Source organism: Novosphingobium sp. KACC 22771 (assembly GCF_028736195.1).
Lineage (GTDB): Bacteria > Pseudomonadota > Alphaproteobacteria > Sphingomonadales > Sphingomonadaceae > Novosphingobium.
This window is the reverse complement of the sequence record NZ_CP117881.1, coordinates 883,713-897,100: the sequence shown is the minus strand read 5'-3', so window position 1 is coordinate 897,100 and position 13,388 is coordinate 883,713. Positions and strand designations below refer to the sequence as shown.

Genomic DNA, 13,388 nt, shown 5'->3' with positions numbered 1-13,388 from the left:
CCCCGCAATCCGACAGCGATAGAACATAACCATAGTCAGTCGTCCGTCGGGAGGGTTCAGGAAATACGGGATTAAGCCCTCGCGGAGTGCGATTACTGATGCGATTACACCATGTTCTGGTGCTTTTTCTGGCGACTGGCGGCAATGCCATGGCGCAGGAAAACTATACTCTCGATCATCTTGAGCAATTGGCGCAGGATACCAATCCTGCTCTTCAGGCGGCCCAGCGCGATGTCGCCATTGCCCGCAGCGAGGTGAGCACCGCACGCGCCCTGCCCAACCCCACGGTCGAATTCATGACCGGCCCGATGCGCTACAAGCCCGTGGCCAGCGGCCTGTCGGGCACGGCCACCAGCTACAGCCTGTCGCAGCCGCTCGACCTGCCTTTTTCGCGCACGCCCCGCATCGAGGCCGCCCGCGCCGGATTGGCCGCCAGCGAGGCGGGCTTTGCCGGACAGGTGACCAACTGGCTCGCCAATCTGCGCATGGCCTATTACGACCTGCTGCGCCGCAGCGCCGAACAGGTGGTGGCCGAGGAAGATGTCGGCATCGTGCGCTCGATGCAGCAAAAGGTGTCCTTCAGCGTCAAGCAGGGTGAAACGGCCAAATTCGAAGCGATCCGCGCCGAGGCCGAATTGCTCAACGTGCAAAAGACCGCCGCCGCCGCCGCCCTGCGGGTGCAGCAGGCGCGCAGCCAGTTGCGGATGCTGGTCGGCCCCGCCCTGCCGGAAAATTTCACCGTGACCGGGCGTTTGCAGGCTTTGCCCAAATTGCCGCCCTTTGACGAATTGGTCGAGCAGGTGGCGCGCACCAACCCCGATCTGGTTCAGGCCCGCGCGCAGCAGGATCAGGCGCGCTATCGCCTGCGCACCGAGGAAGCGCTGCGCCTGCCGCAGGTCGCGCTGCGCGCGGAGCGCAGCGGCGACGCCGAACAGGACCAGACCCGCTTTGGCGTCAGCGTGACCGTGCCCATCTGGGACCGGCGCAAGGGGCCGGTGGCCGCCGCCGAGGCGCAATTGTCGAAGTCCACGCTGGGGCTTGAGGCGCGCGAATATGCGGTGCGGCAGGAACTGGTGATCGCCTACAAGCAATATGAAATCGCCCAGAACACCGTGGCCGCGCTGGAAGGCGGCGTGGTGTCGCAGGCGCAATCGGCGCTCAAGGTGGCCGAGTCGGCCTATCGCTTTGGCGAGCGCGGGCTCATCGACGTTCTGGACGCCCAGCGCGTGTTCCGTGCGGCGCGCGCCGATCTTATCAACAGCCGTTTCGATCTGGCCGTGGCGCTGGTCGAAATCCAGCGCCTCAGCTCCAACCTTGCGCAGAGATAAAACCATGAAAAAATATCCTTTTGTGGCGCTGGTTCTGTCCCTTGCGCTGCCTTTGTCCCTGGCGGCATGCGGCGAGGAAAAGAAAGCCGACAAGCCCAGGATCGACCCCGAAACCGTGGTGGCGGGCGCCAATATGCAGGGCCGCGTCAAGGTCGCCCCGGTCGGCGTCGAGGCAGTGTCCGATACGCTGCGCGTGGCGGGCCAGATCACGTTTGACGAAAACCGCGTGGCGCGCATCGGCGCGACCGTGACGGGCCGCGTCACCGACATGGCCGCCAATATCGGCCAGAACGTGGCGCGAGGGACGGTGCTGGGCCGGATCAACAGTTCGGACCTTTCGACCCAACAGCTCGCCTATCTGCGCGCGCGCTCGCAATATGAACTGAACCGCCGCGCCGCTGAACGCGCCCAGCAACTCTATGCCGCCGACGTGATCGCCGCAGCCGAATTGCAGCGTCGCCAGAGCGAGGCCAGCATTTCCCACGCCGAAATGCGCGCCGCCGCCGACCAGTTGCGCCTGCTGGGCGTCTCGGCCTCGGCGCTGGGGCAATTGGGGGGGCAAGGGGTGATCTCCTCCTCGACCCCGATTCTGTCGACGATGAACGGCGTGGTGGTCGAACGCAATCTGGCGCTGGGGCAAGTGGTGCAGCCGACCGACGCGCTGTTTGTGGTGGCCGATCTGTCCAAGCTCTGGGCCGTGGCGCTGGTGCCTGAACAGCAGGTGCGCTTTGTCCAGCAGGGCCAGACCGTGGCGCTGGAAATTCCCGCGCTGGGCGGGGCCAAGCGCGAGGGCAAGCTGGTCTATGTCGGGCAAGTGGTTGACCCCAAGACCCGTACCGTCATTGTGCGCACCGAACTGGACAACCGCAATGGCGAGTTGAAGCCCCAGATGCTGGCCACGATGCTGGTGACGGCAACGCCCGAAAAGCAGCCCGTGGTGCCCAATGCGGCCATCGTGCGTGAAAACAACAAGGACTATGTCTTTGTCGAAACCGCGCCATCCAAATTCCGCCTGCGCGCGGTGTCGCTGGGCGAGGAGATTGCGGGCAAGCGGGTGGTGATCTCGGGCGTGAAACCGGGCGAACGCATTACCATCGAAGGCGCGTTCCATCTGAACAATGAGCGCAACCGGCAGGCATTGGAAGGCCAATGATCCAGTCCCTGATCCGCGCGGCGCTGCAACAGCGCCTGATCGTGATCGTGGTGGCGGCGGTGTTTTTGGGCTTTGGCCTGAATGCGGCGTCGAAACTGTCGGTCGATGCCTTTCCCGATGTGACCAATGTGCAGGTGCAAATCGCCACCGAAGCACCGGGCCGCAGCCCCGAAGAGGTCGAGCGCATGGCCACCGTACCCATCGAGGTGGCGATGACCGGCCTGCCCGGCCTTGAGGAGATGCGCTCGCTCAACAAGCCCAACCTGTCGCTGATCACGCTGGTGTTCACCGACAAGACCAATGTCTATTTCGCACGCCAGTTGGTGATGGAGCGGTTGATCGAGGTCGGCTCGAAGATGCAGCCGGGGATCGCCCCGGTGCTGGGGCCGGTCTCGACGGGTCTGGGCGAGGTCTATCAATATACGCTGGACAAGCCGGGCGACGGCAATTCGGTGCTGAGCCAGGAGGAATTGACCAAGCGCCGGACCACGCAGGACTGGGTGGTGCGCCCGCTGCTGCGCTCGATTCCGGGCGTGGCCGAGATCAACTCGCAGGGCGGCTTTGCCAAGCAATATCAGGTTCTGGTCAACCCCGATCAGTTGCGCCACTATTCGGTCAGCGTGGCCGAGGTCTATCAGGCCGTGGCGCGCAACAATGCCAATGCGGGCGGCGGCGTGCTGCCGCAATATGCCGAGCAATATCTGATCCGGGGCGTGGGTTTGGTCAAATCGGTCGATGACCTTGGCTCCATCGTCATCCGCGAAAGCGCGGCAACGCCGGTCTATCTGCGCGATGTGGCCGAAGTGAAGATCGGGCCGGGCGTGCGCGACGGCGCGCTGATCAAGAACGGCGTGACCGAAAGCGTGGGCGGGATCGCGCTGATGATGGCGGGCGGCAATGCCAAGGCCATCGTCACCAAGATCAAGGAGCGTGTCGAACAGATCAACAGCAAGGGCATGTTGCCCGACGGCCTCAAGATCGTGCCTTATTACGACCGCTCCGAACTGGTCGATGCGGCCATCCACACCGTGGTCAAGGTGCTGATGGAAGGCATCGTGCTGGTGGTGATCGTGCTCTTCGTCTTCCTTGGCGATGTGCGATCCTCGGTGATCGTGGTCTCGACGCTGGTGCTGACCCCGCTGCTCACCTTCATCTGTATGAATTATCTGGGCATATCGGCCAATCTCATGTCGCTGGGTGGGCTGGCCATCGCCATCGGCCTGATGGTCGACGGTTCGGTGGTGGTGGTGGAAAACGCCTTCCTCCTGCTGGGCCAGACGCGCGACAGCGGCGAGAGCAAGGTGCGCATCATCCTGCGCGCCGTGGTCGAGGTGGCGACGCCCGTGATCTTTGGCGTGGGCATCATCATCCTCGTCTTCCTGCCGCTGATGACGCTGCAGGGGATGGAGGGCAAGATGTTCTCGCCGCTGGCCTATACGATCGCGATTGCGCTGGCGATTTCGCTGGTGCTGTCGCTGACGGTGACGCCGGTGCTGTCCTCCTATCTGCTGAAAGCGCCCAAGGTGCATGAAGGCAGCCATGGCGGCGAGGAAGACCACGACACCCGCGTCATCAAGGTGATGAAAAGCCGCTATCTCAAGATGCTGCATTGGGCGCTGGGCAATGAAAAGCGCACGATCACGCTGGCGGTGGGCGGGTTTCTGGCCACGCTGGCGCTGCTGCCCTTCCTTGGCACGGCCTTCATTCCCGAAATGAAGGAAGGCTCGGTGGTGCCCGGCATCAACCGCGTGCCCAACATCGCGCTCGATGAATCGATCAAGATCGAGATGGAGGGCATGCGCCTCATCATGCAGGTGCCCGGCGTCAAATCGGCGGTATCGGGCGTGGGTCGCGGCGAAAGCCCGGCCGACCCCCAAGGCCCCAACGAATCCACCCCCATCGTCAGCCTGAAACCGCGCGAGGAATGGCCCAAGGGCTGGAATCAGGACGACATTGCCGACGCCATGCGCGAAAAGCTCAAAGCCCTGCCCGGCGTCCAGATCGTCATGGCCCAGCCCATTTCCGACCGCGTGGACGAAATGGTGACCGGCGTGCGTTCGGACATCGCGGTCAAGGTGTTTGGCGATGACATGGACGAATTGAAGCGCGTGGCCGAGGAAATAGCCCGCGTGGGTCAATCGCTGCAAGGCGCCGAGGATCTGCGCATCGAAAAGGTCAGCGGCCAGCAATATCTTTCCATCGAAATCGACCGGGCGGCGCTGGCGCGCTTTGGCCTTAATGTGGCCGATGTGAATGATCTGCTGGAAACGGCGGTGGGCGGCAAACAGGCGACGGAAATCTTTGAAGGCGAACGCCGCTTCCCCGGCGTGGTCCGCCTGCCTGAGGCCTATCGCAACAACATCGAGGCGATATCGAACCTGCTGATCACCTCGCCCGGCGGCGCGCAGGCCCGTCTGGCCGACGTGGCCAAGGTGGTCGTCTCGGACGGCCCGGCCCAGATCAGCCGCGAAATGGGCAAGCGCCGTATCGTAATCGGCATGAATGTCAAAGGCCGCGACCTTGGCGGCTTCGTGGCCGAGCTTCAGCAGAAGGTCGACAAGCAGATCAAGCTGCCCGATGGCTATTACCTCGAATGGGGCGGGCAATTCCAGAATATGGAGCGCGCGCTGGGCCATCTGATGATCATCGTGCCGATCACGGTGGCGGCGATCTTCTTCTTGCTCTTCGTGCTGTTCAACTCGCTGCGTCTGGCCTCGCTGATCATTCTGGTGCTGCCTTTCGCCTCGATCGGCGGGATCGTGGGCCTTGCGGTGACGGGGGAATATCTCTCGGTGCCGGCCTCGGTGGGCTTTATCGCGCTCTGGGGCATTGCGGTGCTCAATGGCGTGGTGCTGGTCTCCTATATCCGCAACCTGCGCGATGAGGGCAAATCGGTGCGCGAGGCGGTGGTTCAGGGGGCAACCCTGCGTTTCCGCCCGGTGATGATGACGGCCACGGTGGCGCTGCTCGGCCTCATTCCGTTCCTGTTTGCCACGGGGCCGGGGTCGGAGGTGCAAAAGCCGCTGGCCATCGTGGTGATCGGCGGGCTGATCACCTCCACCGTGCTGACGCTGGTGGTGCTGCCCACGATCTATCGCTTCTTTGATGACGAACGCGTCGAGGCCTGAGGGGAGAAAACGCCATGGCCATGATTGAAATCCGCGCCGTTGTACGGCCCAGCCGGGTCGAGATGCTGCGCGCCGCGCTGCGACAATTGCCCGAATTCCCCGGCATGACCGTGGCCAAGGTCGAGGGGTGCAGCGGTACGGGAAAACTGGGCAACTATCCTTGGACGATCAAACAGGAACTGGTCGATTTCACGCCCAAATCCATGATTCACATCGTCGTGGATGAAGCCAATGCCAAGCCGATCTATGACACGATCCACCAGATCACCCGCACCGCCCGGCAGGGCGACGGGCTGATCTGGACCATGCGGATCGAACAATGCCTGTTTATCGCGGCCGAACCGCAGGATTGAGTAGGGAGCCGAGGGCTGGCGATCAGCCCTCGTCCTTCTCCACCTTCTCGTCTTTGGCCGGGGCGGCGTGGGGGTGGCGCAGTTCCTCGATGCGATTGGCACGGCGGCGCAGGTAATTGTCGCGCGTGGTCGTATAGGGATCGGCCGATTCGCGCTCCTGACGCAGCCGCTCCTTGTTGACCACGCGGCGATCGACAATGCCCAGCACGATCATCGGCACGACCGCCGCCGTGGGCAGAACATTGCGACCAATCGCCAGAGGCAAGGCCGCCCGGTCCACAATCCGCCCGGTCAGATCGCGCAGGGTCGTCGATCCGAACAGCGGCATATAGATATACGGCCCGTTCGGCACGCCATAGAAGCCGAGCGTATCGGCAAAACCGTTTTCATGGAAAGGCAGCCGGAACGGCTTGCGCTTGGCCATATCAAAGATCCCGGCCACACCGATCGTGGAATTGAGCACGAAACGGGCCACCGTCTCGGCCGTCTTGCCGATCTTGTGCTGCATCAGGTAATTGGCCGCTACGACCGGTTCGCGCAGATTATACAGCACATTGTGAATGCCATCGCGGACAGGCGAAGGCACAACCGCCTCATACCCTTTCGAAAAGGGTTCAAGGACCGCAGTGTCAATCGACTGAGTCACGGCAAAGGAGGCCATGTTGATCGCGCGCGCCGGATCGGGCGCCAGCGGGCGCGAGGAAACCACGATGCCGGGCTCCTCCTCGACCACGCGATGGCCGGGATGGTGCGGCGGCGTAGGCTGGGTCTCGGCGGCGGCGGGCGTGGAGATAGCAGGCGAGGCCGGAGCGGCATCGGCAACCGGCGGAGCCTGAGGCGCGGTTGTCACGTCCTGCGCCATGCTCTGCGGCGCGGCGCCCTGTGCGCCCTCGCCCGAAACCGATTGCGCCCAACATGGCGCGGCGGCCAGCATCCATGCCAGCGCCAGACCGCCCTTAACCATACCGCCCTTTACCAAACCGCGCTTGCCCCCGCGACAAGCCATGGCCGATCCCACCATTCCAAAATTCCCCAACTCTGGCCCCCGCCATAGGGCAATCCTTGTAGAGAACTCGTGCCTACTGCCTAGTGGTAACTACGACAATTTGCGACAAACCGGTGGGAAACTGTCTCTTTTAGGGAATGCTGCCCGCCATTAACGCATTGCGGGCAAAGGCCACGCGCGGATGGCGCAGGGCCGCTGGCGACCAGACCAGCGAATAGGTGTGGACCGGCCGCTCGACCGGGGCAACGATTTCGGCCAATTGCCCCTGCGCGATCAGATCGTCGCAAAGATAGCCGGGAAGCGCGGTCCAGCCGAATTCCTGCATCATCAGGCTGCGCAGGCATCGCAGATCCTGGCCCACCACCGCCGGGCTGACGGGCGGGCCGGGCAGTCGGTTTTCCACCAGCCAGTCCTCGACCAGCGGGCGTTCGAGATGATAGGCCAGCACCGGTTCGGCCATCAATGCCCGGCGCAGATCGGGCGCGGCCATGATGCGCGCGGCAACGCGCGGCGCGGCCACGGCATAGACGCGCTCTTCATGAATGCGGGCGCTGCGCAACCGGCGGTCGGCCAGCACATAGGCGGAGAGGCCGAGGTCGTAATTGCCCTCGATCAGCCCCTGCCGTATCGCTTCCCGGTCGCCGGTGTGCAGGCTGATGCGCAGGCCCGAATGGAGCAGCGGCAACAGGCGCGGCGCGACCACCTCGGCCAGAAAATCGCCATGGCCGATCAGCCGCACCGATCCGGTCATGTCCGATGACCGCGCCCGCGCCGCCGCCAGCGCCGCCTCGGCAATGTCCAGCCGGTCGCCAAGGCTGGCGGCCAGTTCCTCGCCCGCCAGCGTGGGGATGACGCCTTTGGACTGGCGCGTGAACAGGTCGCGCTCGATGGCGGCCTCCAGCGCGGCAATATGCTGGGAAACCGCCGGTTGCGTTAGGCCGAGGCTGCGCGCGGCCCCGCTGATCGAACGCTGGCGATAGACTTCGACAAAGGTGCGCAGATGTTGAAGCGACATAAGCCATTCCATAAATATATTTATAGCCAAATGCCAGACTGCTGTGTGGTATGAGGGCATAAGGAGGCCTAAGGCACAGATGTCCCCCCATTCGAGTCGCCCTTCGTGATCGATCTGCTGCCCCATTTCTGCGGCCCCCGTCCATGACCTTGCCCCCATGGTCCGCATGGGCCTATTCCGCCAAAACGGCCTTTGCCGCATTGCTGGCGCTGTGGATCAGCCTGTTTGTCGGGCTGCCCATGCCGTTCTGGGCGATGAGCACGGCCTATATCGTCTCCAGCCCGCTCTCGGGCGCGACCCGGTCCAAGGCGATCTATCGCGTGATCGGTACAGGCGGCGGGGCCACGGTGGCGGTGGCGCTGGTGCCGATGCTGGTGGAATGGCCCGAACTGCTCAGTCTGGCGCTGGCGCTGTGGGTGGGCATCACGCTGGCCATTTCGCTGCTCGACCGTTCGCCGCGCGCCTATATGCTGATGCTGGCGGGCTATACTGCCGCGATCATCGCCTTTCCCGCCGTGGACCGGCCCGAGGCGGTGTTTGACATTGCCGCCGCGCGCGTGACCGAGATCGTGCTGGGCATCACCTGCGCCACGCTCTCGCACAGCCTGCTCTGGCCCAAATCGGTGGCCACCGCGCTCGAACCGCGCCTGAAACGCTGGCTGACCGATGCGCGCGGATGGTATGAGGATATTCTGGCGGGCGCGACGCCCACCACCTCGCTGCGCGACCGCCAGCAATTGGCCGTCGATGCGGTGGAATGCACGCTGCTGGCCACGCATATCCCGTTCGATACGTCGCACTGGCGCGAGGCAACGGCCAGCGTGCAGGCACTGCTGCGGCGGGTTTTGCTGCTCCTGCCGGTGCTGTCGGGCATGGCCGACCGGCGCCGCGCGATCGGCGATGGCGCGGATGAATGGAACGATCTGCTGCGCGAAAGCTATGAGCTGCGGCGGCGACAGGCAGGCGTGCTGCTGGATGAATGCGATGCGCTGCTCCATCATCTGGGCCATCCGCAAAGCCCCTCGCCGCTCTCGGATCAGGAGCGCAAGGGCACGATCGAATTGCATGCCGATCCAATGTCGGCGCTGATTGCGGGAATGGCGGCCACGGCCACGATCCTGATTGTCTGCGCGATCTGGATCCTGTCGGGCTGGGCCGATGGCGCCTCGGCCGCTGCGCTGGCGGGGGTGTTCTGCTGCTTGTTTGCGGCGATGGACAATCCGGTGCCCGCGATCCTCAATTTCGGCGTGGCCACGCTTTCGGCCATGCCGCTGGCGGGGCTGTATCTGTTCTATATCCTGCCCCAGATCGACGGGTTCGTGCCGCTGGTGCTGGTGCTTTCGCCGGCGCTGCTGCTGTTTGGCTGCCTGCTGCCGACGCCGCGCTATGGCCTGTTTGCTCTTGCGCTGCTGATGGGTTTTTGCAGCACGCTGGCGCTTCAAGAAAGCTATACTGCCGATTTTGCCCATTTCCTCAACACCAATCTGGCCCAGCTTGTGGCCATGGTGGTGGCGGCCGGGATGACGGCGGGGCTGACCACGATCAGCAAGGATGTGGCGATTGCGCGCCTCAACCGGCGGATGCGGCGCGATCTGGTGGCGCTGGCGCGGGCATCGACGCCGCCCGATGCGCTGGCCGCGCTCGGGCGCAGCACCGACCAGCTCGCCCTCATCACCCAGCGTCTGGGCGCGGACACCGATATGGCGACCGCCGGGCTGAGCGATGTGCGCATCGCGATGAACATCGTGCAGATCCAGCATCTGCGCAGCCATGCGCCGCCCGCGCTGGCCGCCGCGCTCGAACATATGCTGCGTCTGGGCACGGCGCATTGGGCCAACCGGCGCAACCCGCCGCCGCCGCCCGAAATGCTGGAGGCCATTGATGTCGCGCTGCGCCTGACGCAAAGCCAGCCCTTGCCGCAATTGTCCTCATCGGCCACGCTGATTACCGAGCCGGAGCAGGGTCGGGCCGCGCTGGTGGCGCTGCGCCGCAACCTGTTTCCGACCGCCCCCGCCTTTCGCGCCGGAGGTTACGCATGAGCGCCGAATATATCCTTGGCGGCATCTATATCGACGCGGCCCCCGTGCATGGCTGCATCGCGCTGCTGATTGCGCTGCTGCTGCACCGGCTGTTGATCGCCATCCGTTTTTACCGTTTCGTATGGCATCCGGTGCTGTTCGACACGGCCCTGTTCGTTCTCGTCTGGGCGATGGTGACGCTGTGGCTGCCGCCGCTCGTCCCTTCGCTGCTGCATTCCCCGCTATAAGGCCCCTGCCATGACTCTCTCGCTTTCTCCTGCTGGCTCCAAAGTCGTCCGCTATGCTGTGACCGGCGTGCTGGTGGCGGCCGCGCTTGTGGCGGGGCGCGCGCTGATTACCTATTATCAGGCCGATCCATGGACGCGCGACGGGCGCGTGCGGGCCGATGTGGTGCAGGTGGCGCCCGATGTGGCCGGATTGGTGACGCAGGTTTTCGTCACCCACGATCAGGCCGTGCGCAAGGGCGATGTGCTGTTTCAGATCGACCCGGCGCGCTTTGATCTGGCCATCCGCCAGGCCGACAGCCAGTTGCAGAGCGCGCAGGCCGACGTAAAGCGCGCCCGCGCCGCGATCCAGAGCGCCAATGTCGTGCTGACGCAGGCGCGGCGCGATGCCACGCGCAACCAGAAGCTGGGCGATCTGGTGGCCGCCGAGGCCACCGAGCAGAGCCAGTCCAAGGCCGCCGAGGCGCAGGCCAAATCCGCCGAGGCCAGTGCCATGCTGGCCGAGGCCAAGGCGCGGGTGACGGCGGCGCGCGACGCGCGCGATCTGGCGCTGCTCAACCGGGCGCGGACGCGGGTGGTCGCGCCCACCGACGGACGCATGTCGGACCTCAACCTGCGCGTGGGCAATTATGTCAGCGCGGGCGCCCCGGTGATGGCGCTGATCGACACGGCATCCTTGCGCGTCGAGGGCTATTTCGAGGAAACCAAGCTGCCCCATGTCCATGTGGGGCAAGCCGCCACGATCCGTATGATGGGCGAGAAAAAGGCGATGAGCGGCCATGTCGTCTCGATCGCGGCGGCCATCGAGGACCATGACCGTCTGGCCAGCGCCAAGATGCTGCCCGCGATCAATCCTTCCTTTAGCTGGGTGCGCCTGGCCCAGCGGGTGCCGGTGCGGATCAGGCTGGACAATCCGCCCGCCGATATTGCGCTGATCGCGGGGCGGACGGCGTCCGTCACGCTTGCGCGGGATGGCGCAAAGTGAAGCGGGGCCTTTTGGCGGCCTGCACTGCGCTGGCGCTCTCCGGCTGCGTGATGGGACCGAATTATCAGGCGCCGCCGCCCGTATCGGCCAAATTGTCGCAGGCCGAGGGCATGACCGCACAGGCCCCCCTGCCGCCGCGCTGGTGGCACCTTTATGATGACTCCGTGCTGGACCGGCTGGAGGAGCAGGCGCTGAGCGCCAACACCGAGTTGCGCGTGGCGGCGGCCTCGCTGAGCCGGGCGCGGGCGATGACCGAGGCGGCCGAAGGGGCCAATGAGCCGGAATTTTCCGTCGACGCCGCCGCCCAGCGCGCAAGGCTTTCGGCGCAATCCTATCTGCAGAGCGAAACGCTGCCGGTGATGAACCTTGGCGCGGCGGGCGGTTCGATGAGCTATCAGTTCGACCTGTTCGGACGTCTGCGCCGGGGGGCAGAGGCCGCCCGCGCCGATGAACAATCGGTGGGCGCGCTGGCCGATGCGGTCAAGGTGACGCTGGCCGCCGAGGTGGCCAAGTCCTATGTCGAGGTCTGCGGCGCGCAGGAAATGGAAGCCATCGTCGAGCATTCGGTGGAAGTGCAGGAGCGGCTGGTCGAATTTGCCGAACGCCTGCAGGCCGAGGGCCGGGGCAGCGCGATCGAGGTGTCCGCCGCCAAGGCGCGTCTGGCCGATGCGAAGGCCGCCCTGCCCCTTGACCGGATCAAATCGCGAGCGGCGCTCTATCGGCTCGCCTTCCTGATGGGCCGCACGCCCGATGACTATCCGCGCGAGGCCGAGGCCTGCCACCACCTGCCCAAATTGTCGCAGCCGCTGCCCACCGGCGATGGCGCGGCCCTGATCGCGCGCCGCCCTGATATCCGCGCCGCCGAGCGCCAATTGGCCGCCGCCACCGCCCGCGTCGGCGTGGCCACGGCCGAACTCTATCCGCAAATCGGCATCGGCCTTACCGGGGGCACCACCGGTCTGCTGGCCGATCTGGGTCAGGCGGCAACCAACCGCTGGAGCATCGCAGGCCTTATCCGCTGGAATTTCCCCAGCGCAGGCCCGCGCGCCAAAGTCCGCGCCGCCAAGGCCGATACCGCCCGCGCGCTGGCTGTGTTCGACGGCAAGGTGCTCAATGCCCTGCGCGAGGTGCAGACCGCGATCTCCACCTATGGCGAAAACCACAACCGCCTCCTCTCGCTGACCGAGGCGCGCGTAGCCGCCGATGAAACCGCCGACCAGCTCCGCCGCCTGCGCGAAGGCGGCAAGGCAGCCGCGCAGGTGGACATCGGCGGGCGCAACACGGCCTTGCTCGCGGCGCAGCGGGAGCAGGCAGCCAAGGAAGCGCTGGTGCTGGATCAGATCAATCTGTTTCTGGCGCTGGGTGGCGGGTGGTGAGGTCTTAGGGGTTTAAGATGCCTCCGGCGGGCAAAGGGCGAGGGCCCTTTGCAATCCCGTTTTGGGGTTGCGCGCGGATGACGGCATTGCGTTTGGCGCGATGTTTTCAAGGCCTGCGGCGCGGCGAGGTTGCGCCACCCAGCGCCGCAGGCTTTAATAATCACACATCACGCTTGCCAGCTTAGGCCTGATCTGCGGCGCGACATCGACAGTATCGGGATTGCAAAGGGCCCCCGCCCTTTGCCCGCCGGAGGCAAATCTAAAGCCACTCCCGCAACGCTGCCCATGCCGGCTGCTTGGCCGCAATCCCCACCGCATGGGCCGGGCTGCTTGAGGGCAGCGCGATCAAGGGCCACGCGTCCCCTAATTGCGCCCGTCCAATTCCAAACGCCTTGGCCCCGTTAAACGCCATCGCGCGCAGGGCAGGCAGACGCGCCGCCGCGCCGCGCAGGTCGCGCGCCTCCACATCGCGCAGGTCAGCGTCCAGACTGCCGCGCCGCCGGGCGCTTTCCACCACATCCCACAATCCGATCCCCGCCTTCAACAGCGCCGAAAGCCGCGCCGGATAGTCCATCGCCATCAGATCCGCCCCCACCACCGGCGAGAGCAGGCGCCAGAACTGGTTGCGCGGGTGGGCATAATAGCACCCCGCCGCCAGTGATTGCCGCCCCGGCAGGCTGCCCAGCACCAACAGGCGGGTTTGCGCATCGGCCACCATGCCAAATGCGGTGTCCCGCAGGCCATCTGTTACGTTCTGTTGCAATTGACGATACTTTCTTCG

The 13,388-nt window shown here is 65.1% G+C and carries 11 protein-coding genes; 8 read left to right on the top strand and 3 right to left on the bottom strand.

The genetic code is table 11. The annotated features are described in order from the left end of the window. The first annotated feature begins 98 nt into the window (after window positions 1-98). From PQ467_RS03915 to PQ467_RS03900, 4 genes are read left to right on the top strand one after another with little or no spacing between them, the layout of a single operon-like run. Window positions 99-1,328 carry a TolC family protein gene (locus tag PQ467_RS03915; protein ID WP_274175247.1) on the top strand — a complete coding sequence of 410 codons (1,230 nt, stop codon included), beginning with the start codon at window positions 99-101 and terminating at the stop codon, window positions 1,326-1,328. Between the two features lie 4 nt (window positions 1,329-1,332). Beyond that, window positions 1,333-2,481, top strand: a complete 1,149-nt coding sequence (locus PQ467_RS03910; RefSeq protein WP_274175246.1) for an efflux RND transporter periplasmic adaptor subunit — start codon at window positions 1,333-1,335, stop codon at window positions 2,479-2,481. Beyond that, window positions 2,478-5,609, top strand: a complete 3,132-nt coding sequence (locus PQ467_RS03905) for an efflux RND transporter permease subunit (RefSeq protein WP_274175245.1) — start codon at window positions 2,478-2,480, stop codon at window positions 5,607-5,609. The genes PQ467_RS03910 and PQ467_RS03905 overlap by 4 nt, the downstream gene beginning before the upstream one ends. A 14-nt stretch (window positions 5,610-5,623) precedes the next feature. Continuing rightward, window positions 5,624-5,962, top strand: coding sequence for a P-II family nitrogen regulator (locus tag PQ467_RS03900; RefSeq protein WP_274175244.1), 339 nt, complete (start codon window positions 5,624-5,626; stop codon window positions 5,960-5,962). Window positions 5,963-5,984: 22 nt separating this feature from the next. Here PQ467_RS03900 and PQ467_RS03895 read toward each other — a convergent pair whose 3' ends face one another. Together PQ467_RS03895 and PQ467_RS03890 are read right to left on the bottom strand one after the other, a co-directional pair. Then, window positions 5,985-6,968 (bottom strand): MlaA family lipoprotein, encoded by a 984-nt coding sequence (locus PQ467_RS03895; RefSeq protein WP_274175243.1) that lies wholly within the window; start codon window positions 6,966-6,968, stop codon window positions 5,985-5,987. A gap of 130 nt (window positions 6,969-7,098) precedes the next feature. Next, entirely contained in the window at window positions 7,099-7,983 is an 885-nt protein-coding gene (locus PQ467_RS03890) for a LysR family transcriptional regulator (protein ID WP_274175242.1), read from the bottom strand. Between the two features lie 143 nt (window positions 7,984-8,126). On the opposite strand from PQ467_RS03890, the gene PQ467_RS03885 reads away from it, so the two are divergent. The 4 genes from PQ467_RS03885 to PQ467_RS03870 are packed head-to-tail and all read left to right on the top strand — an operon-like array spanning window position 8,127 to window position 12,607. Beyond that, window positions 8,127-10,022, top strand: a complete 1,896-nt coding sequence (locus tag PQ467_RS03885; RefSeq protein WP_274175241.1) for an FUSC family protein — start codon at window positions 8,127-8,129, stop codon at window positions 10,020-10,022. Beyond that, window positions 10,019-10,249, top strand: coding sequence for a DUF1656 domain-containing protein (locus PQ467_RS03880; protein ID WP_274175240.1), 231 nt, complete (start codon window positions 10,019-10,021; stop codon window positions 10,247-10,249). The genes PQ467_RS03885 and PQ467_RS03880 overlap by 4 nt, the downstream gene beginning before the upstream one ends. A 10-nt stretch (window positions 10,250-10,259) precedes the next feature. Then, a complete protein-coding gene (locus PQ467_RS03875; protein ID WP_274175239.1) occupies window positions 10,260-11,231 on the top strand; it encodes an HlyD family efflux transporter periplasmic adaptor subunit in 972 nt (323 codons plus the stop codon). Further along, window positions 11,228-12,607 carry an efflux transporter outer membrane subunit gene (locus PQ467_RS03870; RefSeq protein ID WP_274175238.1) on the top strand — a complete coding sequence of 460 codons (1,380 nt, stop codon included), beginning with the start codon at window positions 11,228-11,230 and terminating at the stop codon, window positions 12,605-12,607. The genes PQ467_RS03875 and PQ467_RS03870 overlap by 4 nt, the downstream gene beginning before the upstream one ends. 259 nt (window positions 12,608-12,866) lie before the next feature. Here PQ467_RS03870 and PQ467_RS03865 read toward each other — a convergent pair whose 3' ends face one another. Continuing rightward, window positions 12,867-13,370, bottom strand: a complete 504-nt coding sequence (locus PQ467_RS03865; protein ID WP_274175237.1) for a DNA-deoxyinosine glycosylase — start codon at window positions 13,368-13,370, stop codon at window positions 12,867-12,869. Window positions 13,371-13,388: the final 18 nt, after the last annotated feature.

Bases quoted from the DNA above. Each gene is read 5' to 3' on its own strand.
- PQ467_RS03890 (WP_274175242.1), bottom strand. From the start codon at position 7,983: ATGTCGCTTCAACATCTGCGCACCTTTGTCGAAGTCTATCGCCAGCGT.
- PQ467_RS03875 (WP_274175239.1), top strand. From the start codon at position 10,260: ATGACTCTCTCGCTTTCTCCTGCTGGCTCCAAAGTCGTCCGCTATGCT.
- PQ467_RS03915 (WP_274175247.1), top strand. From the start codon at position 99: ATGCGATTACACCATGTTCTGGTGCTTTTTCTGGCGACTGGCGGCAAT.
- PQ467_RS03880 (WP_274175240.1), top strand. From the start codon at position 10,019: ATGAGCGCCGAATATATCCTTGGCGGCATCTATATCGACGCGGCCCCC.
- PQ467_RS03905 (WP_274175245.1), top strand. From the start codon at position 2,478: ATGATCCAGTCCCTGATCCGCGCGGCGCTGCAACAGCGCCTGATCGTG.
- PQ467_RS03895 (WP_274175243.1), bottom strand. From the start codon at position 6,968: ATGGCTTGTCGCGGGGGCAAGCGCGGTTTGGTAAAGGGCGGTATGGTT.
- PQ467_RS03900 (WP_274175244.1), top strand. From the start codon at position 5,624: ATGGCCATGATTGAAATCCGCGCCGTTGTACGGCCCAGCCGGGTCGAG.
- PQ467_RS03885 (WP_274175241.1), top strand. From the start codon at position 8,127: ATGACCTTGCCCCCATGGTCCGCATGGGCCTATTCCGCCAAAACGGCC.
- PQ467_RS03910 (WP_274175246.1), top strand. From the start codon at position 1,333: ATGAAAAAATATCCTTTTGTGGCGCTGGTTCTGTCCCTTGCGCTGCCT.